Below are 19,895 nucleotides of genomic sequence, written 5' to 3' on the forward strand. Positions count from 1 at the left end.
ATGTTTCCGCGTTGGGTGGCCCCTTGCGGGGGCCCCCCCCCGGTGGGGTTGGCGCGGCCGGCGGCGGCGGGGGGCGGGGTAGGCCCCCCCCCCGCGCCCGACGCCGTGGTCAGCGACGGGGCGATCGGCGCGGTGCTGCCCAGCTTGTCCAGCACGTCCTGGTAGGCGCTCTTGCCGAGCGGCCACAGCAGGACGCCGGCCACCACCAGCGCCAGCAGCACGATCAGCGCGATGGCGCGGCGCAGCGCGTTGCCCGAACCGCCGATCCGCACCCGGCGGCGGAACGGCCACCGGGTGCGCCACCAGGGCAGCTTCGCCGCGGCCGCGGTGACGGTCAGCGGTGCCGCGCAGCGGCGGCAGAACCGCCGCTCGGGCAGATTGGGCGTGCCGCAGCGGGGGCAGGGCGGACCGTCCTGGGCCTCGTCGGCCGCGGCGGCCCGGACCACCGGGCGTGGTGCGATGGGCTTGGCGGGCTGCACGGCCACCGGGTCGGCCCGCGGTTCGGGGGCTCTTGGCCCGGGTTCCGGTTCGGGTTCCGGTTCCGGCTTCACCGCGGGAAGGGGTTCGGGGGCCGGGGCCTGGCTCGGTTTCGGCGCCGGGGCGGGTTCGGGCGCCGGAGCGGGCCGGGCCCGGGTGGAGGCCGAGCGCGAGGTCTCGACGGCGGGCGGGGCCGGCGGCTCCTCGGCGGCCGGGGTCGGCGCCTCGGGCTCCGGGGCCGGCGGCAGGGCGCGCCTGCTGCGGCTGGTGACCCGTCGGGAGACGTTCCGCCAGGTGGAGCCGGTGCGCGCCGTGTCGGGGGCGGCGGCGGGCTCGGCCGGGGCCGGCGCGGGTGAAGGCTCGGCCTGTGCGGGCGCCGGTGCCGGAGCGGCAGCGGACGCCGGAGCGGCACCGGGCGCCGGTACCGGATCAGCACTGGGCGCGGGAGCGGCACTGGGCGCGGGAGTAGCAGCGGGCGCGGCAGCGGGAGCGGCGCTGGGCGCGGGAGCGGCAGCGGGCGCGGGCGTCCCGCGCGACCACCCCAGGTAGGCGCCGCAGTTGCCGCAGAAGTCGTCGCCCTCCGCGTTGGCCGTTCCGCATTCGGGACACACCGGCATCCGTCAGCCCTCCGTTCGCCCGGGTGGACCGGGCAGGATCTCGACCCGGCAGTTCAGATGGACCGGGCAGCCCGCCCGGACGACGGACAGCACCTGGTCCTCGTCCAGCGCCGCGCCGTGCGACGGCCAGACCCGGATCAGCACCTCGCCGCCCGACGCGGGCAGCGGGGCCTCGCCCGGAGTGGTGGTCCAGGAGACGCCGCCGCCGTCGCTGATCTCGCAGCCGGCGCCCAGCACCAGGCGCAGCCGCTCGGCGAGTCCGTGCCGGGTGCCGCGCCACCGGTGCAGTTCCACCGCGCGCCCGACCACCGCCCGGCGCACTTCCTCCGGCCAGTCCGGGTCGATGTCCACGGCGACCCAGGTCGCCAGCCAGTCCAGGAAGTCGACCGGGGCCAGCCGGGGCCGGAAGTAGGCGGGCAGGTTGTCCAGGGTGGCGAAGACCGGGGCGAGGACGGTGTCCAGGCCGGCCGTGAAGCGCTGGGCGAAGTCGTCGTCGGCGTAGAGCGCGGGCAGCAGTTCGCCGATCGGGTGCGGGCTGGGCAGCCCGGGTACGGCGGCGCGGGTCATGACGTCCCGCCCTCGGCGAGGGCCGTGACCACGACCTGGTGCTGGTGCGAGAAGACCAGGGCGTCCGGCGGCACGTCGACCCGCTCGGCGGGCGCGCCCCGGCGTCCGGTGATCGGGTCGGCCGGGAACAGCCGCAGTTCCTCCACCCCGGCGACGGCCGCCTCCCGCTGGAGCACGGCGAACACCTCCCCGTACTGCACCGCCCGGCCGAACGGCCAGCCCCTGCCGTCGGCGCCGCCGCGCAGCGGGTTGAGGTACCGGTACAGCGCGTGCAGCACCGCCTCGCGGACCCGGTCCGGGTCGGCGGCGCGGGTGGTGAGCCGGGCGACCACCGTCACGCCCTGGTAGGTGGGCGGCTGGACGAGCACCCGGGTGCCGATCAGCCGGCGCTCGTCGAGGGCGCGCGCCACGGCGGCCAGCACCTTCTCGTCCGGGATGAGTTGCTCGAAGCGCAGCCGTTCGCCGTCGTCCGCGACCGCGTCCGGGACGACCAGCACCCGGACCGCCCCGGCCTCGCCGCCGGCCGCCGGTACGCAGCTGACCCGGGCGGCGGAGGGCGCGGCCTGCCGGGCGATCAGCTCGAAGTCCCCGGCGGTGACGGCGCGTTCCTGCAGCCGCAGCTGGTGCGGGGCGCGCGCCTTGGCGTTCTCCACGGTCTCGCCGTCGACTCCGCCCCGGGCCGCCTCGCGGTTGTCCACCCGGGCGACGTAGGGGACGGAGCTGCGCAGCACCGTGACGGTGTTCCGGGCGACGTTGCCCGCGATGCCGCCGCCGGTGCGGTACTGGGGGACGCGCAGTTGCGCGCCCTTGGGCGGCACCGCGCCGAAGGCGCGCAGGCTGCCGTCCGGTTCCCGGACGGCGGGCGGGAGGAGGAACTCGCCGTTGGTGGCGTCCAGCACCACGTGCCGGTCGGTGGGCGCGGAGTCGCCGAAGTGCTCGACGACCGTCCAGCGCTGCCAGCCCTCGCCGGCCGCCACCTCGACCACCGGCGGCCCGCCGTCCAGCAGCACCGGCGGTCGGGCGAGCCGGAACCGCTGGCCCGCGACGCCCTCCGAGCTGCCGAGCGGCGCGTCGGTGACGGTCTGGGCGTGCACGGCGGTCACGGTGCCGCCGACCGTGAACACCTCGGCCCGCCGGACGGTCGGGGACTCGGAGTAGAACGGCTGGCCCGGCTGCGGCTCGGTGACCCGGCAGCGCAGCCAGCCGGCCCGCCGCCCGGCGACCACCGAGGCGGTGTGCCCGGCCGGGACGAACACCACCACTTCGCCGGGCCGGTTGAGCCCGCCGGTGGTGTCGCTGCCGGTCTCGCAGACGATCCAGCGGGCGCCGTCCCACACCTCCCAGACCAGCGGCGGCTGGCGCGGGTCGACGCCGACGCCCTCCACCCGGCTGTCCAGCCGGACGGCCAGGATGCAGCGCGGCACCACGGCCGGCAGGGCGAACAGCATGGCGTCGCCGGCCACCGGGCGCGGCTGGAAGCACCGCACGTCCGTGCCGTCGGCCAGCCGGGCGGTCACGTCGGACTGCTCCCCGGCGGCCGAGACGGTCACCAGCCGCTCCAGCGCGCTGGGCACGATCGGCAGGTCCTCGGCGGTGGAGAAGACCACCGCCTCGTCGGTCTCGGTGCGCAGGGTGGACACCTCGGTGCCGGCCCGCAGCAGCACCGTCTCCGGCTGCGGGGCGGAGAGCCAGAAGTCGACCTCGGCCCGGGCCGCGGCGGGCGGGAACAGCCGGATGCCCAACAGGTCGAGGAAGGCGGAGTAGTTCTTCTCCGGCACCCGGTTCAGCCGGTAGAGCAGCTGGTCCACCAGGTAGGCGAAGGTCTCGATGAGGGTGACGCCCGGGTCGGAGACGTTGTGGTCGGTCCACTCCGGGGCGCGCTGCTGCACGTACCGCTTGGCCTCGTCGACGAGTTGCTGGAAGCGGCGGTCGTCCAGGTTCGGGGAGGGCAGGGCCATCAGCGCACGCCCCCGTCCACGGTGGCCGGGGACGCCTCGGACGGCGACTCCGGGATGGTGTAGAAGGGGAAGACCAGGTTGCGGCGGTCGTTGGTGGCCCGCACGGTGTAGTGGACGTCGATGTAGAGCGTGCCCTCGTCGACCCGGTCGAAGGCGATCACCACGTCGTCCACGGTGATCCGCGGCTCCCAGCGCTCCAGCGCGATCCGCACCTCGCGGGCGATCCGCCCGGCGGTGGTGCTGTCGCCCGGGGCGAAGACGTACTCGTGGATGCCGCAGCCGAACTCCGGGCGCATCGGCCGCTCGCCGGGGGCGGTGCCGAGGATCAGCCGGATCGCCTCGGCGATCTCCCGGTCCCGCTCCACCATGCCGATGCCGCCGGTGGCGTTCACCCGCAGCGGGAAGGCCCAGCCCCGGCCGATGAAACTGCTGGTCATATCGCGCCCCCGATCAGCACGTTGAAGGCCCCGGCGATGATGGTGGCGCCGCAGGTGGTCTTGTCGCCCATCCGGGCCGCGGGCAGGCCGCCGATCAGCACCATTCCCCCTGTCATCCCGCCGAGTTGGGGCTCCACCAGGTTGGCGGGCCCCATCTCCACGTGCGGGACGCAGGCGTGCACGGTGCCGGCCACCGCGGCGGGCCTGCCGCCGATCAGCACCGTCGCGACCTTGAGGGCACCCGGCGGCGGGGTGGTGAGGGCGCCACCGTGGTCGGTGGGGTCGCCGGTCCGGGCTGCGGGGGGCATGTACGGTCTCCATTCCGATGGCTCCTGCCGGAGCACAGTGATCTTCCGGTGCGTGATGCTTCGTCAGTTGAGGCGCACGAAGGCTCCCTTGATGACCGCCTCGACCCCGCCGTCCACGGTGACCGCCGTGGTGCCGCGGACGGTCACCGAGCCGCCGCGCACGTTCACCTCACCGGTGCCCGCGTCCAGGGTGATGCCGGAGGGGGTGAGCCGCACCGTGCTGCCCGCCCCGCCGACCCCGCCGTGCACGGTCAGCACGATCTCCCCCTTCTGCTGGTCCAGCCGGACCTCCAGCTTGCCGTCGCCACTGGCCAGCCGGACGCCGGACGTGCCGCCCGGTACGTCCAGCAGTTCCATCCGGTGGCCCGAACGGGACACCACGGAACGGCGGTTGACCTTGCCGGCGGTCGCGTCCACCAGCGGCACGTCGTGCGGCGAGGGCGTGTCCACGCCGTTGTAGAGGCCGCCCAGCACATAGGGGCTGTCCAGGTCGCCCTGCTCGAACCCCACCAGCACCTCGTCGTTGACCTCCGGGCTGACCACCCCGCCGCCCCCGTGGCCGCCCCACTGTACGGTGCGCACCCAGTCGGAGACGTAGGTGTCGTCCAGCCAGGGGAACTTCAGCCGCACCCAGCCGCGCTGCCCGCCGCCCGGCTCCCGGACGTCGGTGACCACGGCGACCGCCAGGCCCGGCATCCGGGGCCCGCGCGGCGGCGCGTTGCCGCCGGTCGCCAGCCCGGCCAGCGAGCGGTCCGGCGACGCGCTGACCACCACCGTGGTGCGGTAGCCGCGGAACGGCTCCAGCAGGTGCCGCGCCCCGGTGACGGTGTAGCGGCCGGAGAAGGCCGCCCCGACGTTCCCCAGGGCGACGGCGGTGCCCGCCCGCAGCCGCGGATTGCCCTCGACGACGGCCTCCAGCTCCCCGAAGCCCGAGGCCACCGAGGCGGCCAGCGAGCGTGCCACGGCGGTGGTCTCCGCCTGGGTGCGGTACGGGGTGTCGGCGACGGTGTACCGGGCCTGGCCCGGGAAGGCGGAGGCCGCCACCGAGGGGCTCATCCCCGGCAGCACCGTCGGCGAGGTCACCGCCGGCTCGGTGGCCACCAGGGCGCTCTTGGTGGTGACGTTCCAGCCGCGCGCCTCCACGGTGTCCGCACCGGCCGCCCCGGTCAGCACCCCGCGCAGCTCCAGCAGGTTGCGCCCGTACTCCAGCACCAGCGGGCTCTGCGGCGCGGGCGTGGTCGGCGCCGGCGCGGCGGAGGCGGGCTGCGGGCGGACGAACTCCAGCTTGCCGTCGTCGTCCACCCGCACCTGCGCGCCGCTCTCCTGCGCCAGGAACTGCAGGAACTCCCAGTCCGGGACGTTCGCCTGGGACAGCTGCTGGTGCACCACCGGGAAGGAGTCGACCCGCCCGCAGGTCAGGCCCGCGCCCGCGGCGACCTCGCGGACGATGTCGGCGGTGGTCATGTTCCGGAAGGCCTTCACCCGGCGTCCGCGCATCAGCCGGTGGGTGACCGCCGAGGCCCGCACCACCGTGTACGAGCCCGTGGTGTCCACCTCCAGCTCCAGCGCCGTCACCTCCCCGGTGAACAGCCGCACCTGGGTGTGCCCCTGCACGGTGACCACGGACACCCGCAGTTCGGTGCCGATGGTGATGCCCGTCGCGGAGAGGAAGGTGTGGTCCGCGTCCCGGAAGCTCAGCACCGCCGTGTCCGGCAGGCCGACGCTCTCCTCGATGTCGCAGGACACCAGCTGGGCCGCCCACACCGGCGGCAGCGGCCCCGGCGCCTCGACGACGGGATCCGCGGCGAACGGCCGGCCGCCCCGGGCCTCGGGAGTGGTCATGGCCGCCCGCCCCGGGTGAGTTCGTCGATCCCCGGCACGATCAGCTCCGAGCCGGGCACCAGCTCCAGCGGGTCGTCGATGTCGTTCGCCTCCGCGATGGTGCGCCAGGCCGTCGCGTCCCCGTACGCGCGCCAGGCCAGCAGCGGCAGGCTGTCGCCCGCGATCACCCGGTGGGTGCTGCGGGCCTCCGGGGAGCCGGACGTCGGGTTCTGCCCGGCCGGGTCGACGCTCGCCTCGTCGATGGACAGCGAGCAGACCGCGCGCAGCGGATTGCCGTCCACGTCGAACAGCGTGTAGGTGACGGACAGGCCGGTCAGCACCCCGTTGAACGAGGTCGTCTTCAGGGTGCCCCAGTCCAGCCGGATCCACGGGCTGGCCGGGGTCTTGCGCGCCAGGCTCGTCGGGGTCGGCACGCACGCCGTCATCAGCTGCTCCACCGCCCGCTCCACCGAGTTGTCGTGCGTCGCCGTCGAGTCCAGGAACACGTCGAGCGACAGCGACCGCGGACCGCTGCCGACGAACTCCGGCAACGCCGACTGGCCCGCCATCCGGGACGGCGTGCGCCGCCACTCGGTGGTCTTGCGCAGCACCAGGGTCGCCGGGTTGAACTGCAGTGGGAGCCGCGCGATCGCACCGCCGGGCTGGGCGCCGACCGTGGACGGGGGCTCCATGATGGTCAGTTGGGCCCGGGTGACGCTGGCGGGGACCGCCGGGGACATCCTGGTGCTCCTTCAGTGGGGGGAACGCGGGTACGGGGGGGTGGGGGGTGTCAGGACGGGCGCAGGCCCGCGTGGGCGATCTCCAGGGTCTCCACCGCCGCCTGCGAGTTCGACGGGTCGAACGACGGGCCCTCCCACCGGACCGGGACGATCCCCAGCACCTGCCAGCCGACGATCCGGCTGAGGTCGGGGCGCAGCGCCACGATCTCGCCGTCCTTCGGCTCGACCTTCCGGACGATCTCGTTGAGCCAACGCGCGATCTTCAGGGTGTCCGCGGTGACCGCGCGGCTGAGCGTGATGTTCGACCAGGTGATGCGGCCCGGCAGCTGCCAGGCGAAGCCGTTGTTGCCGCCCTCCGCGTACTCCTCGATCTCGACCTGGGCGCCGAGCCCCGAGCAGGTGGTGAACTCGCCCAGGTCGTTGCCCCCGATGGTCAGGCTGAAGAACACGCTGCTCGCGAAGATGTTGTCGGTCATCGGGCCCCGCCTCCTGCTTGGTGCTTGCTACGTGGTGCTTGGTGCTCGGTCGTGCTCGCTGTGTCCGGCCTGCTCTCAGCGGCGCAGGTCGTACGGCCTCCCGGCGCGCTCCCGGCCCCTGCGCAGCTCGGTGCGCAGCAGCCGGCCGACCGGTTCGACCAGGCGCCGGGCCAGTTCGTCCAGGTCGGCGGGCGCGGCGTTCCCGGGGTGGTCGGCACTCTCGGGAGCTGCCGAGGCGCCTCCCTTGGACGGCGCCGCCTTCGGCGGGGCCGCCTGCACCGTGGTCGACCGGCGCGCCGGGACGGCGGTCAGCGGGATCCCGGACAGCCCGGCCTGCTCGGCCACCCGTTGCAGCACCTGTGCGGTGCCGGGCGGGGACGGGACGGGCCGCGGCGCGGAGACGCCCGCCGGGCGCGCGGGCGCGCCGGAACGCGTGGTGACCGGCGGAGCGGCCGCGGACGGCTGCTGTTGCCGCTGGAGCGGTGCGGACACGGCCGGCAGCCGCTGGAGCACCCCGGCCGCCGGGGGCGCGGGCCGCACCACCGGGAGGGCTCGGGCCACCGGCACCGGCGCGCCGGGCAGCGGGGACGCGGCAGACCGGGCGGGCGCGGGCGCCGACGCCGGCGCGACGGCGGCCACGGACGGGACGGGCGGTCCCACCGCGCCCTGACCGGGGCCGCCGGGCGTCGGGCCGGCGGGCAGCCGCTGGAGCGAAGGAGCCGCCGGGGAGGCGGGCCGCACCACGCGAGCGGGCGCCGTGCCGGGGTGGCCGCCCCGGTCCGGCGTTCCGGTGAACCCTCCGGCGGCCGAGGGGTACTGAGACTGCGCACGGCCGGCGCCCACGACCGCGCCCGGCACGCCCGGCACCGTCGGGGCACTCGCGTTCGTGACCCGCGCCGCCGCGCCGCGACGAGCCGACCGGGCCCACGGCGGCACGGCCGGTGCAGCCGTGGTCGGGGCGGTCCCGAGCGGTACCGGACTCCCCTCCCCGGGCGGCTGCTCGGCCGCCGTCCGACCGACTCCGCGCACCGCCGACCGCCGGGAACGCGAGCGCTGCACGGCGGCCACGACCCCGCGCAGCGCGCCCGTGACCCCCGTGCTGCCCGTGGGTCCCGTGGCTCCCGTTCCGTGGGAGCGCCCGGCCGCCGCCGCGGCACCGGGCGCGACGGTCCGGTGCGGGCTCCCCGGCGAGGACGGCTGCCCGGCGCCGTTCCGGCTCTCCCCCGCGCCCGGCGACCGGTGCGAGGCGGAGCGCCGCGGGGCGGCCGGGGCGCCCTGCCGCCGGCCGGCACCGGACGCCGACGGCGACTCGGCCGCCGGTGCGTCCTCCGTACGGCGCGCGAGGGCGTTGGGCCAGACCGCCGGGACCACCGGCGGGGTCGGCGCCGTGCGGGCGCCCGTCGAAGCGGTGCCGCCGCCCGCGAAGGGCGCCGGCGGGGTGCCGAGGGCGACCGACATCGGGCGCTCACCGATCAGTCCCCGCCTCGGCAGGGCGGGTTGGACGGCTCGCTGCACCCCCGGAGCGCTGCCCACCGGACGCACGGACACCGGACGCACGGACACCAGAGGCACGGACACCGTCGGCGGAACCACCGGGCCGCCGTTCCCGGCGCCGCTCCGACGCGGGGCACCGGCGCCCGGCCCGGCCACGGGTGCACCCGGACGCGGCACGGCAGAGGCCGCCGCGCGTTCGGACGCCGACGTGCCGGTACCGCGCCCGGTCGTCGCACCGGAGTCGATCCGGGGATCCGACTGAGCGTCGGTTCGGGCGCTGGGGAGACTCATGGAGCCAGCGGCGCCGTCCACCGCGCGCTGGACGCGCGGCCCTTCACCGACCTGCGCCGACGCGCTTCCGGCAGTCGGGCCCGTGCCGGCCGTCGGCATCGGCCCGGTGGTCCGTCGGACCGGTCGGCGCCCGCCCAGCAGTGGAGCGGTCCGGCCCGGCGCCGCCGCCGTCGGAGGCAGCCCGTCGAGGGGGGCTCCCAGTCCGGTGCGGGTGTGGGTGCGGGCGGGGGCTGCGTCGGGCTGCACCCGGGCGGGGGCCGGCGAGGCCGCCGCCCGCTGAACGGGCGCGCCGCCGCCGGGCCCCGGCGCGGATCGCGAAGGCGCCTGGGCACTCGGCCCGGTGGCCGTCTCGGGCACCCCGCCCCCGGGCTGTTGCCGGGTGTCGCCGGCGGACCGGACCACGGGCAGGGCGGGCGCCGCCGAGGAGGGCTCGCCGACCCGGGGGCCGCCGGGAGCCACCGGCGCGGCGCTCGCGGGCAGCACGGTCAGCGGCGCCCCGAGGACCGGACGGGTGGTGGGCGTCGTGGCGCCCGGCTCGGCCGCACGCTGGACGACTCCACCGGTGGGCGCGCCACCACCGGCCGGACCGGGCGCACTCGGCGCCATGGCCCCGCCGCTCGTGGACGGCCGTGCGGAGTCGGCCCGGTTCTCCACCGGCGCTGCGGCCGGGGTCGCGTCCGCGCCCCGCGCCGCAACGGCCGCGATCGGACGCGCGGACAGCAGCAGGGGGCGCCGGGCCACGGTCAGCGGCGCGCTGACGGCGCGCGGCCGCACCGGCCGCACCTGGCGCGCGGGCGTCGGGCCCGCCATGTCACCCGGACGCGGCGAATCGCCGCCGGGCCCGGACGTGGGCAGCACGGCGGGGGCAGGCCCGGCCGCACCGGGCGTCGGCGCACCGCCGCTCCCCGCGGCCTGCGCCGCAGCAGCGGAAGAGGCCGTCGTGGCACGGGACTTCGGCGTGCCGCCGCTCCCGGCCGGGGGCGTCACGGCAGGGGGCGTCGCCGCCCGGGCCGGCGTCGAAGCAGTCGAAGCAGTCGAAGCAGTCGGAGAAGCCGACGAAGTCGAAGAAGTCGAGGGATGAGAAGCAGTCGCAGCGGACTTCGCGGCACTTGGCCTCGGCGCGGCGCCGGTTCCGGCGTCGCGCGTCCCGGCAGCGCGTGGCTTCGCCGCTCCGCTCTCAGCCGCAGAGGTCGCGGGAGCAGCGCCGCCGGAAGCGACGTCCCGCGGAGTCACGGCCCGGGACGGCGCCCGGGACACCGACCGTACGGGCAACCGCCGTACCGGCAGGGCCCGTTGGACCGGTCGCGACCGCCGCCGCTCCCCTCGGTCCGTCGACTCCCCTTGCTCGCCCGCGCCTTCGGGCCGTCCCCCCGTCCCCGCCCCGGCCGCCGGCAGGACGAGGTCCTCCCCGCGTCCGGCCGCGACGGACGGACTGCCCGGCGAGGCCACCGCCCGCAGGATCCCCACCCGGGCCGTCGGCAGCACGGCATGGCCGAGCGGCCCGCTCAGCGAGGGGTTCTGCCACGAGGCGAGCCGGGAGCGGAACGCCAGGCCGTCGCTGACCCCGCGTGCCGCCCCGCCGCCCAGGGTCGGGACCAGCGGCGCCACCGCGCGCCAGCCCCCGCCCCCGGCCGCCGGGCGGGGCCGCGCGGCCCCGCCCGGACCGACGGCGGTCTCCGCAGCACCGGAAGCGGCCCTGGGGCCGGGACCGGATTCAGTCCCGTCCCCGGCCCCGCCCCGCCGCCCGGCGATCCAGTCCCGCAGCCCCACCCGGCTCACCCACCTTCACTGACACGGGAGTTGATCCGCGCGATCTCGCGCACCCACTGCCCGCGTTCGCGGTGGGTCAGGTCGAGGAGATCCTCGCGCGGCCAGTGGAAGTGGTAGGCGATGTACGCGATCTCCTCGTACAACCGAGCAGGCGCGTACGTCACGATTCCCCCAGGCGCCCACCGGCGAGGTCGACCTCGAAGGCGCCGTCGCAGTGCGGGCAGGTCACCGCGGCGCGCGTGTGGCCTTCGCTGTTGATCCGCTGGTAGAGGTCCTGGAGGAAGGCGACGTCGGTGGCGTACATCCGCTCGACGATCCCGGCGTGCACGTCGGTGAGGTCGCCCAGCCTGGTGATCACGTGGCTGAGCAGCACCACACTGAGGTAGGCCGGGTTCTCCTTGACCCGCAGGTCGATCTGCGGCATCAGTTCGTCGCGGGCGGTGGCCAGCCGCATGGCGCCGTGGCGGTGCACGGTGCCCTCGTCGTCGACGTAGCCGAGCGGCAGCTCGAACTCGAACTCGCTGTGCGGCGACTGCCGTCGGGGCGGCCCGGCCGGCCCCGTCGGTGCCGGGCTCTGCTGCTGCGGCGCGGGGCTCTGCTGGGCCGGGGCCCCTTCCAGCAGCTCCTCAAGGCCGATCTTCCGCCTCACTCGACGTGGATCTCCTCGAACACGATGGTCACGGTCTCGGTCGCGGCGCTGGATTCGCCGGCGCTGAGCGTGGGGCCCTCCCAGCGGCTGGCCCAGGCGTTGGTGAGCTGGATGCGGCGCAGGGTCGCGCCGGTGGTGTCCTTGACCTCGATGGTCAGGTTCTGCCGCGCGGTGTTGATCGCCCCGTTGTTGAGGGTCTCCTTGATCCAGTTCGTGAAGGCGCCGCTCTTGTCCAGGCCGCGGGTGATGGTCACCTCGCCGGGCAGCCGGGCGCCGGGCTGCTTGCGGACGATCAGCTTGCCCTCTTGGGTCACCTGCTTGTACTCGACGACGTCCTGTTCGACCGTCAGGTTGCTGATCTCCTTGACGGACTCGACGTTGTAGCCGCCGAGTTGGACGCCGAATATGTGTGTGGAGAGCGGATCGCCTTCAGCCATGGCGTGCTGTCACCTTCCGTGCGATGGGGGCCGACCGTACGACGATCACTCGTTGACGAGGCTCGTGCTGTCGGAGAACTGGGCCAGTCGGAACACCACGAACTCGGCCGGCTTCACCGGCGAGACCCCGATCTCACAGATCACCTGACCGAGGTCGATGGACTCCGGCGGGTTGTTGTCGCGGTCGCACTTGACGTAGAAGGCCTCGGCCGCGGTCTGGCCGAACAGCGCTCCGCGCCGCCACTCCTCGGTGAGGAAGGCGGTGATGTTCCGGCGGATGCTGGACCACAGCCGGTCGTCGTTGGGTTCGAAGACGACCCACTGGGTCCCCAGGAGGATCGACTCCTCCAGGTAGTTGAAGAGCCGGCGCACATTGAGGTAGCGCCAGGCCGGGTCGGAGGAGAGGGTGCGCGCGCCCCAGATCCGGATGCCGCGCCCGGGGAACGCCCGGACGCAGTTGACGCCGATGGGGTTCAGCAGGTCCTGTTCGCCCTTGCTGAGCCGCAGTTCGAGGTCGACGGCGCCGCGGATGACCTCGTTGGCCGGCGCCTTGTGCACGCCGCGCTCGGCGTCGCTGCGCGCCCACACCCCGGCGGCGTGCCCGCTCGGCGGGACCAGCGTGTTGCGGCCGGTGGCCGGGTCGAAGACCTTGATCCACGGGTAGTAGAGGGCGGCGTAGCGGGAGTCGTAGCCCGCCTCGTCCTGTCGCCAGGTGCGCATCCGCTGGGCGTTGAGCCCGGGCGGCGGGTCCAGGACGGCGATCCGGTCGCCCATCTGCTCGCAGTGCGAGATCACCGCGAGCTGGACGGTGCGCAGGCCCTCGTCGTCGAGCTCGCCGCGCTGGTAGGCGCTCATCAGGTCGGGCACCGCGACCATGGTGATCTCGTCGATCGCCTCCAGGCCCGAGAAGCCGGTGCGGGCGGCGGCGTCGCCGACGTACTCGGCGGGGTCCAGCCGGGCGCCGGGGGCCACCACCGGGCCGGGCGCGGGCGCGGGGGCCGCGGCGAGCGCGTGGGTGCGGCGCTCGGGGCGGCTGGGCGCGGTGCCGGCCTGCTCGATGACCGCGATGAGCTTGGACTCGCGCAGCTGGGTGACGACGTAGCCCTTGGTGTTCTTCCGGGTGGAGACGTCGTAGCTCTCCACCACCTCGGCGCCGCGGCGGACCAGCAGCCGGAACCGGTCGTCGGGGACGTTCTCGCCCTCGGCGTCGGCGATCTCGACGGACACGTCGGCGCCCGCGCCGGGCAGGGCGGAGATCAGGAAGCCGGAGACCGCGGCCGGCGCCACGGTGACGGCGGCAGCGGCGGGGACGCCGCCGGAGGCCTGCCGGTCCGGATCGCCGATCCGCACCACGTAGGCGGAGCCGCCGCCGTTGGCGAAGAAGCCGTAGACCGCGTGGGCGAGGTAGGTGCCCTCGGTGAAGCCGCCGAACCGCTGGACGTACTGGTCCCAGTTGGTCACCAGCGTGGGCTCGTGGAAGGGTCCGGATCCGGCGAAGCCGACGAAGGCGGCCACGGCCGTGCCGACGCCCTCGATCGGCCGGGCACCGGACTGGACCTCCTCCACGTACACGCCCGGGGTCAGGTACGACGGCATTCGCGCTCCTTCGGATGACCGGTCATTCTCCTGGTACTCCCCCGAGTCTGCGGCCGGGGCGCCGTCCGGGGACATGTCCCCTGGTCCCGCACCGGGGGCAGCACCGGCTGCCCCCGGCGGCCAGCCCGGCGGGTACTCCCAGGCGCACCGGACGGCCCGGTCCCCTCCAACGCCCGCGGAACCCCCGGCGCCCCACGCCCCGTCAGCCGTGCCCGGTGTCCCCGAGGACGCCCAGCCACGGCCCGAACTCGCTCTCCAGCACCAGCCGCCCCAGCTTGCGGTACTCGCCGACCACGGCGGCGACCAGCTGGGCCATGCCCAGCGGGGTGCCCGTTCCGGCGGCCAGGTAGGCCGCGGAGACGGCGCAGGACCGGATGGAGCCGCCGGTGAGCTCGAACTGCCGGGCGCAGAAGTCCAGGTCGAGGTCGTCGCCGCGGGGCAGCCGCGGGCCCAGCGAGCGGTCCCACAGCAGGAGGCGCTGCGCCTGGTCGGGCAGCGGGAACTCGGCGATGACGTCCAGTCGCCGGGTGAACGCCTCGTCCAGGTTGGCGCGCAGGTTGGTGGTCAGCAGCGCGATGCCCGCGAAGGACTCCATCCGCTGGAGCAGGTAGGCGGTCTCCACGTTGGCGTGGCGGTCGTGGGCGTCCTTGACCTGCGAGCGCTTGCCGAACAGCGCGTCCGCCTCGTCGAACAGCAGGACGCCGTTGACCTGCGCGGCCTCGGTGAAGATCCGTTCCAGGTTCTTCTCGGTCTCGCCGACGTACTTGTCGACCACCGTGGAGAGGTCCACCACGTACAGCTCCATGCCGAGTTCGGCGGCGACCACCTCGGCCGACATGGTCTTGCCGGTGCCCGACTCCCCGGCGAACAGGGCGATCACCCCGTTGCCCCGGCCGCCGCCCGGCCGCATCCGCCACTGCCCGAGCACCTGGTCGCGGTGCCGGGCGCGCAGCACCAGTTCGCGCAGCCGGGCGGCGGTGGGGTCGGGCAGCACCAGGTCGGCCCAGCCGACCGCGGGCTCGATCCGCCGGGCGAGGCGGGCCAGGCCGGCCGCGTTCTGCGCCCGGACGGCGGCCCGCAGGTCCTCGGCGCGCACCGGGCGCCGCTCGGCGGCGGCCGTCCTGGCGGCCACCGCGGCGGCCCGCTCCAGCTTCTCCCGGTCGACCCGGTAGGCGGCCACCGCCTCGGCCAGGCCGTCCGTCAGGTCCTCGGCGAGCGGTGCGCCGGCGGCGGCCAGCGCGCGGGCCCACTGCCCCGCGCGGCCCTGGGTGTCCGGCGGCGGGGCGGTGAGGACCACGGGGCTCTCCCCGGCCCAGGCCGGGTCCCACGTCTGGGGGCCGTGCACGATCAGCGGGACGGCCGCGAGTTCCGCGACCAGCTCGCGCAGCAGGGCCGCCCGCTCGGGGCGTTCGGGCTCCAGCCGGTCCAGCGGTCCGAGCACCACGCCGCCCCCGCCGAGCCGCGCCTCGCGGGCGAGCACCCGGACCAGGCCCGGCGACGGACGGGCGGCCAGCGCGGCGGCGTCGACGACCAGGGGCGGACGGCCCTCGGCGGCGAGCGCGGCGACGGCCAGCGGGCCGGCGTGCCCGTCCCGGTCGAGCAGGTAGACCGGTCCGGCGCCGGTCGCGGCCGCGCGCAGCCGGTCGACGGTCTCCCCGGCCTCCGTGGTGGGGAGGGCACGGCGGGCCAGCCCGGCGAGCGCGTCGTCCGGTTCGTCGTCGCCGAGCAGGTGGGCCGTCACCCGGTCCGGCACCCGCAGGGTGCGGGAGAGCAGCGGGCGCTCGGGCTCGGCGATCTCCAGCAGGCCGCCGGCGATCAGCGGGGCCCGCCCGGCGAACCGGAAGCGGCCGGCGCCGGCGCCCGGCAGTCCGCACAGTTCGAGGGCCAGTCCGACGGTCGCCCGGCGCCGGGTCAGGTCGTCGTTGAGGTAGCCGTAGAGCTGTTCGAAGCGGGTGTCGAGCTCGGGGGCGAGGGCGACCAGCAGGAGGTCGAGGTCCACCGGGAGCAGCCCGAAGGCGGCGCCGAGCCGGGCGAGCCGTGAGCCGGGCGGCGGGGCGGGCTCGTCCTGGACGGCCGTACCGCTGCGGCCGGTGGCGGCGGCGGAGGCCAGGATGCGTTCCACCGCCTCCGGGCCGAGGTACTGGCCGCGGTACGGGTCGTCCGGGTCCGGGTCCTCGGCCCGGCGCTCCCGCACGGCGGTGCGGACCCGCTGTTCGACCCGGTGCAGCCGCTCCCACAGGTGGTCGGGTGCGCGGACGTGGTCGGCGCCGGGCGGTGCCCCGTCGAGCACCGCCCCGAGCTCCGGGCTCATCGCTTCCCGCCCCGGGTGCGGCGGCCGGGCGGCAGCTCGCGGTCGCGGGGCGCGGCGAAGCCGTTCGGCCCGGGGTCGGTGGCGCCGCGGTAGCGCAGCCGGCGGCCGGGGCCGTCGGCGGGCGGCACGGCGTCCCCGGTGCTGTCCATGTCGGTGTCCCTGTTCGTGTCCCTGGTGTGCACCACCAGGCCTTCGGTGACGGGCGGTCCGGCCGGGTCGAGGGCGCCGGCCAGCGGCGCGAGCGCCCTGAGGTCGATCGAGGGGCGCAGTTCCCCGCCGAGCGCGGACCAGATGTCGGACACCGACGGCAGGCCGGTGTCGCGCCCGGCGATGTCCAGTTCGACGGTCAGTCCGAGCCGGGCGAGCGTGCCGGTGAGCAGCCGGGCGGGCAGCGCGTCGACGGCGGTCAGGCACTGCAGCACCTCGGCGAGCAGCCGGTGTTCGTCCTGCGGGCGGTTGGTCCAGACGGTGACCAGGTAGGCCAGCTCGAACCAGCGCGGCGCGGCCCGGCGGCCGACCACCACGCCCTCGGCGTCGTGCTCGGCGACGCCGCCGGCCTGCCGGCGGCCGGTCTCCTCGCGGATGCCGTAGAGGAAGACGCTGACCGTCGGCGCGGTGCGCCGGGCCGCGAGGTCCCGGGTGGGCGCGTCGAAGACCACCTCGACCCCGCGCTCCGTCAGCCCGGCCTCGGCGAGCAGCAGCCGCAGCGCCTCATCGACCTCGTGGATCACCGGCGCTCCACCTCCCCCGGCGGGCCGATGCTGCCCTCGACGACCAGGAACGGCGTGGTCACCGGAGAGAACCCCGGGCCGTCGGCCGTGATGATGCGCGGGCCGGTCTCGTCCTTGGGGAGGATCAGCAGCTGGCCCGCGAAGGTGCCGTCGGCCTTGGGGTAGGTGGGGGCCGCGTCGGCGGTGATGCCGGGCTGCCAGGTGAACCGGACGGGTGCGCCGGGCGGGAAGTCCAGGCCGCGCACGGAGGTCACGAAGCCGGGCTTGCCGATCGGCGGCACGGCGACGATGCGGGGCTGGAGGATCCGCAGCGGGGTGCTCGCCCGGTGCGGTCCGGGGGTGGCGTCGGTGCCGGTGGTGGTCAGCTCGGCGGTGATGGTGGTGTCCAGCACGGCCACGGGCGACAGCACCACCCGGATCACCTGGCTGCGGCCGGGGGCCAGGTCGGCCAGCGCGCAGCCGCCGGCCCGGCAGCCGGGGGGCAGCGGCTCGGTGGGCACCCCGGCGGGCAGGCCGAGGGTGAGCCGCAGCCCGGTGGCGAGGGCCTGGCCGGTGTTGCGCACGGTGTAGCTGACGGTCACGTGGCCGCCGACGTAGCCCGGGTTGGGCTGGGCGCCGACCGTGATGGTGGGGCCGGCCTGCGGCGGTGCGGGGGCCGGTGCCGGGGGCGGCGTGGGGGTCGTCGGATTCGGGGTCGGCGTCGGCGTCGGCGTCGGCGTCGGGCTCGGCGAGGCGGTGGGCGTCGGGGTGGGCGTCGGGGTCGGGGTGGGCGTCGGCGAGGGCGCCAGCACCGGCAGGACCGTCTCGGCGGAGCCGTTCTCCGGGTTCGAGTCGACGACCGCTCCGGTGACGCTCCAGCCGAAGGGCTGGTCACCGGTCCGGGTGCCGATCAGGGTGGCGGTCACCCGGACTTCGGCTCCCGGTGCCAGGGTGCCGAGTTCGCAGCGCAGCGCGCCGGCGTCGCACGTCCCGACGGGCGTGCGGAGCCCGCCGAGCCGGGCGCCGGTCGGTACGGAGGCGGTGAGGACGGTGCCGGGCGAGGGCGCGGGGCCGTGGTTGGTGACGGTGACGGTGACGTCGGTGCCACCGTCGACCTGGACGGCCGGGGTGCGCGGCGGCGCGCTCAGCGCCAGGTGGACGGACTGCTGGACGGCCGGTTCCTTCTGGCGTCCGGGCAGTCGCCAGTCCAGCAGGGTGAGCTTGCCGCTGGCGAGGTCGTAGGTGCCGAGCCCCTCCGGGGAGTTGGGCGGCAGGGCCCGCCGGGCGGTGAGCACCAGCTTCCCGCCGTCGGGCGTCCAGGCGACGTCGCGGGGCTGGTACGGGCCGGTGGTGGAGGTGTCGGGCAGCGGCCGGGTGCAGGCGCCCTTGTCGTCGGTGTGTCCGGCGGGCAGCAGCACCGTGCAGCCGGCGCCGGTGGGCGTGGTGACCAGCAGGGCGTCCCGGTGGTTGTTGCCGCCGTCGCCGGCCTTGCGGTTGAAGGCGATGCGCCGGCCGTCGGGCGAGAACACCGGGCTGTCGTCGATGACGTTGCAGCTGCCCGGGCAGGCGGTCCGGCTGAGGTCGGTCTGCCGGGTGAGGTCGGTGGCGGCGACCGTCCAGATGTGCAGGTTGCCGGGGTTGCCGTTGATCACGGCGGTCCGGGAGAAGGCGATCAGCTTGCCGTCGGGGGACCAGAAGGGTTCGCCGTCGGAGGCGCCCGGCTGCTCGGCGGGCGGCTGGACGGTGCCGACGACGGCGCCGGTGGCGACGTCGGCGATCACGATCCGGCCGGGCCGGGCCGGGGTTCGGTCGCTGCCCGGGGTGCTGCGGCTGAACACCATGAGCTTGCCGTCCGGGGAGAGCGAGGGGTCGGTGTCCCGGTCGGTCGGGCCGCGGCCGGCGAGGTTCATCGGCTGCGGGTTGGAGCCGTCGGCGTCGGCCCGCCAGATCCGCTGGATCCGACCGGCCGGGGAGTCCTCGTAGCGGGTCACCACGATCTGCCGGCCGTCGGGCGTGTAGGTCTGGCGTTCGTACCAGGGGTCGTAGCCGGGGCGGGGGTGGAAGAGCGGGTCGGCGCCCGGGTCGGGGTTGGTGTTGGTGTCGGCGGCCGGGTCCTCGGTGAGCACGCTGATGCCGAGGTCGCGCGGGTCGGTCCCGTCCTGGCGGACGTCCTGGACGTCGGCGACGTTGGCGGCGGAGGCGCTGGTCTGCTCGACCACCGGGCCGCCCTGGGCCTGGGTGCCGAGCCAGGCCGGCGTGGCGATCAACCGGTTGGTGCTGTACAGCAGCAGGGGGTCGGTACAGTCGCAGGTCGGCGCCCGGTAGAGGTTCACCACGGGCGGCTGGTTGGGGTCGGGCTGGGGCGCGGAGGGGAGCCGGTCGGCGCTCAGGAAGAGGACACCGCTGCCGTCGGCCATCCAGGAGGCGGAGCCGGACCGCCAGGTGGAGCCGGTGCCGGGGAAGAAGGCCTTGTCGCCGCCGGTCGGCGAGGTGAGCATCAGGGTCCGGCCCTTGTCGCCCTGGTCCCAGGTGTAGACGATCTGGTTGCGGTGCGCGTCGTCGTTGACCGGGTTCCAGGTCGGGTCGACGGCGTCGCCGCTGGTCACGTTGGTGACCTTGACGGGGGCGCCGCCGGCGAACGGCCGCAGGTAGATCTGGATGTGCCCGGGCTCGCCGGTGCAGGCGTACGCGACCCACCGGCCGTCGGGCGAGACGGTCGGGTGGGTCTCGTCGGCTGCGCCGTCGGTGATCCGGCGCAGCCCGGTGCCGTCCCGGTTGACCGCCCACAGCACGTGCTGGGTACCGCCGTTGGCGGTGGGCTCCAGGGCCTCGAAGACGACGCCCTTGCCGTCCGGGGCGAGCGCGGGGTGGGCGGTGTCCATGCCGTTGGTGAGCCGGCGCACCGCGCCGTTCGCCTCGCGCAGGTAGACCTGGGGCAGCGGGCCGTCCCGCAGGCTGGTGAAGACCAGTTCGTCGCCGCGGGCGGACGGGTCCTGGTCGAAGTGGATCGGGCCGGGCCCGAACAGCGGGGCGCTGGTCGCCGCACCGGTCACCCGGCCGAGGCCGCGGTGGTTGGTGCCGGCGTACAGGACCCGTCCGGCGGCCGGGTCCTCGGCGGTGACGGCCGGGGCGGTGCGGCCGTCCGGCTCGCCGGGGGCGGAGCCCAGGGTCAGCACGGCGGCGGCCAGCGCGAGCAGCATCGCGACGGCGGCCCGGGCCGGCCGCCGGACGGAGCG

Annotated in this window: 16 protein-coding genes and 1 pseudogene; all 17 read right to left on the bottom strand. The window is 76.1% G+C overall.

Annotation, left to right across the window (positions count from 1 at the left end; genetic code table 11):
• On the bottom strand, positions 1–485 hold a 485-nt coding region (locus ACZ3YL_RS38415; RefSeq protein WP_465662206.1), incomplete at its 3' end, for a zinc-ribbon domain-containing protein.
• 540 nt (positions 486–1,025) lie between these two features.
• Positions 1,026–1,094: pseudogene (locus ACZ3YL_RS38420) on the bottom strand (zinc-ribbon domain-containing protein); the annotation flags it as partial.
• A 3-nt stretch (positions 1,095–1,097) separates the two neighbouring features.
• Positions 1,098–1,661 carry a phage tail protein I gene (locus ACZ3YL_RS38425; protein WP_188303297.1) on the bottom strand — a complete coding sequence of 188 codons (564 nt, stop codon included), beginning with the start codon at positions 1,659–1,661 and terminating at the stop codon, positions 1,098–1,100.
• Positions 1,658–3,619: a putative baseplate assembly protein gene (locus ACZ3YL_RS38430; RefSeq protein WP_465662184.1), complete on the bottom strand. Its 1,962-nt coding sequence runs from the start codon at positions 3,617–3,619 to the stop codon at positions 1,658–1,660. Before ACZ3YL_RS38430 ends, ACZ3YL_RS38425 begins: the two co-directional genes overlap by 4 nt.
• The gene (locus ACZ3YL_RS38435; RefSeq protein WP_188303295.1) at positions 3,619–4,056 is read right to left on the bottom strand and encodes a GPW/gp25 family protein; all 438 of its coding nucleotides are present in this window, start codon (positions 4,054–4,056) and stop codon (positions 3,619–3,621) included. The genes ACZ3YL_RS38430 and ACZ3YL_RS38435 overlap by 1 nt, the downstream gene beginning before the upstream one ends.
• Positions 4,053–4,364: a PAAR domain-containing protein gene (locus tag ACZ3YL_RS38440; protein ID WP_188303294.1), complete on the bottom strand. Its 312-nt coding sequence runs from the start codon at positions 4,362–4,364 to the stop codon at positions 4,053–4,055. The genes ACZ3YL_RS38435 and ACZ3YL_RS38440 overlap by 4 nt, the downstream gene beginning before the upstream one ends.
• Positions 4,365–4,427: 63 nt before the next feature.
• A complete protein-coding gene (locus ACZ3YL_RS38445) occupies positions 4,428–6,206 on the bottom strand; it encodes a VgrG-related protein (RefSeq protein ID WP_465662187.1) in 1,779 nt (592 codons plus the stop codon).
• Positions 6,203–6,925: a CIS tube protein gene (locus tag ACZ3YL_RS38450; RefSeq protein ID WP_188303292.1), complete on the bottom strand. Its 723-nt coding sequence runs from the start codon at positions 6,923–6,925 to the stop codon at positions 6,203–6,205. The genes ACZ3YL_RS38445 and ACZ3YL_RS38450 overlap by 4 nt, the downstream gene beginning before the upstream one ends.
• A 50-nt stretch (positions 6,926–6,975) precedes the next feature.
• Complete coding sequence (locus tag ACZ3YL_RS38455) at positions 6,976–7,401, bottom strand: phage tail protein (protein ID WP_188303291.1); 426 nt, start codon at positions 7,399–7,401, stop codon at positions 6,976–6,978.
• 75 nt (positions 7,402–7,476) lie between these two features.
• Entirely contained in the window at positions 7,477–8,040 is a 564-nt protein-coding gene (locus ACZ3YL_RS38460; RefSeq protein ID WP_465662189.1) for a hypothetical protein, read from the bottom strand.
• Between the two features lie 2,921 nt (positions 8,041–10,961).
• Positions 10,962–11,120 carry a DUF6760 family protein gene (locus ACZ3YL_RS38465; RefSeq protein ID WP_188307682.1) on the bottom strand — a complete coding sequence of 53 codons (159 nt, stop codon included), beginning with the start codon at positions 11,118–11,120 and terminating at the stop codon, positions 10,962–10,964.
• Complete coding sequence (locus ACZ3YL_RS38470; protein ID WP_465662191.1) at positions 11,117–11,605, bottom strand: hypothetical protein; 489 nt, start codon at positions 11,603–11,605, stop codon at positions 11,117–11,119. Before ACZ3YL_RS38470 ends, ACZ3YL_RS38465 begins: the two co-directional genes overlap by 4 nt.
• Positions 11,602–12,042, bottom strand: coding sequence for a phage tail protein (locus ACZ3YL_RS38475; RefSeq protein WP_188307684.1), 441 nt, complete (start codon positions 12,040–12,042; stop codon positions 11,602–11,604). Before ACZ3YL_RS38475 ends, ACZ3YL_RS38470 begins: the two co-directional genes overlap by 4 nt.
• 45 nt (positions 12,043–12,087) lie before the next feature.
• Positions 12,088–13,638 carry a phage tail sheath family protein gene (locus ACZ3YL_RS38480; RefSeq protein WP_188307685.1) on the bottom strand — a complete coding sequence of 517 codons (1,551 nt, stop codon included), beginning with the start codon at positions 13,636–13,638 and terminating at the stop codon, positions 12,088–12,090.
• Positions 13,639–13,840: 202 nt separating this feature from the next.
• Complete coding sequence (locus tag ACZ3YL_RS38485) at positions 13,841–15,949, bottom strand: ATP-binding protein (protein ID WP_465662194.1); 2,109 nt, start codon at positions 15,947–15,949, stop codon at positions 13,841–13,843.
• On the bottom strand, positions 15,946–16,680 hold the full coding sequence (locus ACZ3YL_RS38490; protein ID WP_188305581.1) for a Pvc16 family protein: 735 nt from the start codon (positions 16,678–16,680) through the stop codon (positions 15,946–15,948). The genes ACZ3YL_RS38485 and ACZ3YL_RS38490 overlap by 4 nt, the downstream gene beginning before the upstream one ends.
• Complete coding sequence (locus tag ACZ3YL_RS38495) at positions 16,677–19,859, bottom strand: hypothetical protein (protein WP_465662208.1); 3,183 nt, start codon at positions 19,857–19,859, stop codon at positions 16,677–16,679. The genes ACZ3YL_RS38490 and ACZ3YL_RS38495 overlap by 4 nt, the downstream gene beginning before the upstream one ends.
• Positions 19,860–19,895: the final 36 nt, after the last annotated feature.

It is taken from the genome of Kitasatospora sp. NPDC023176 (assembly GCF_055560495.1).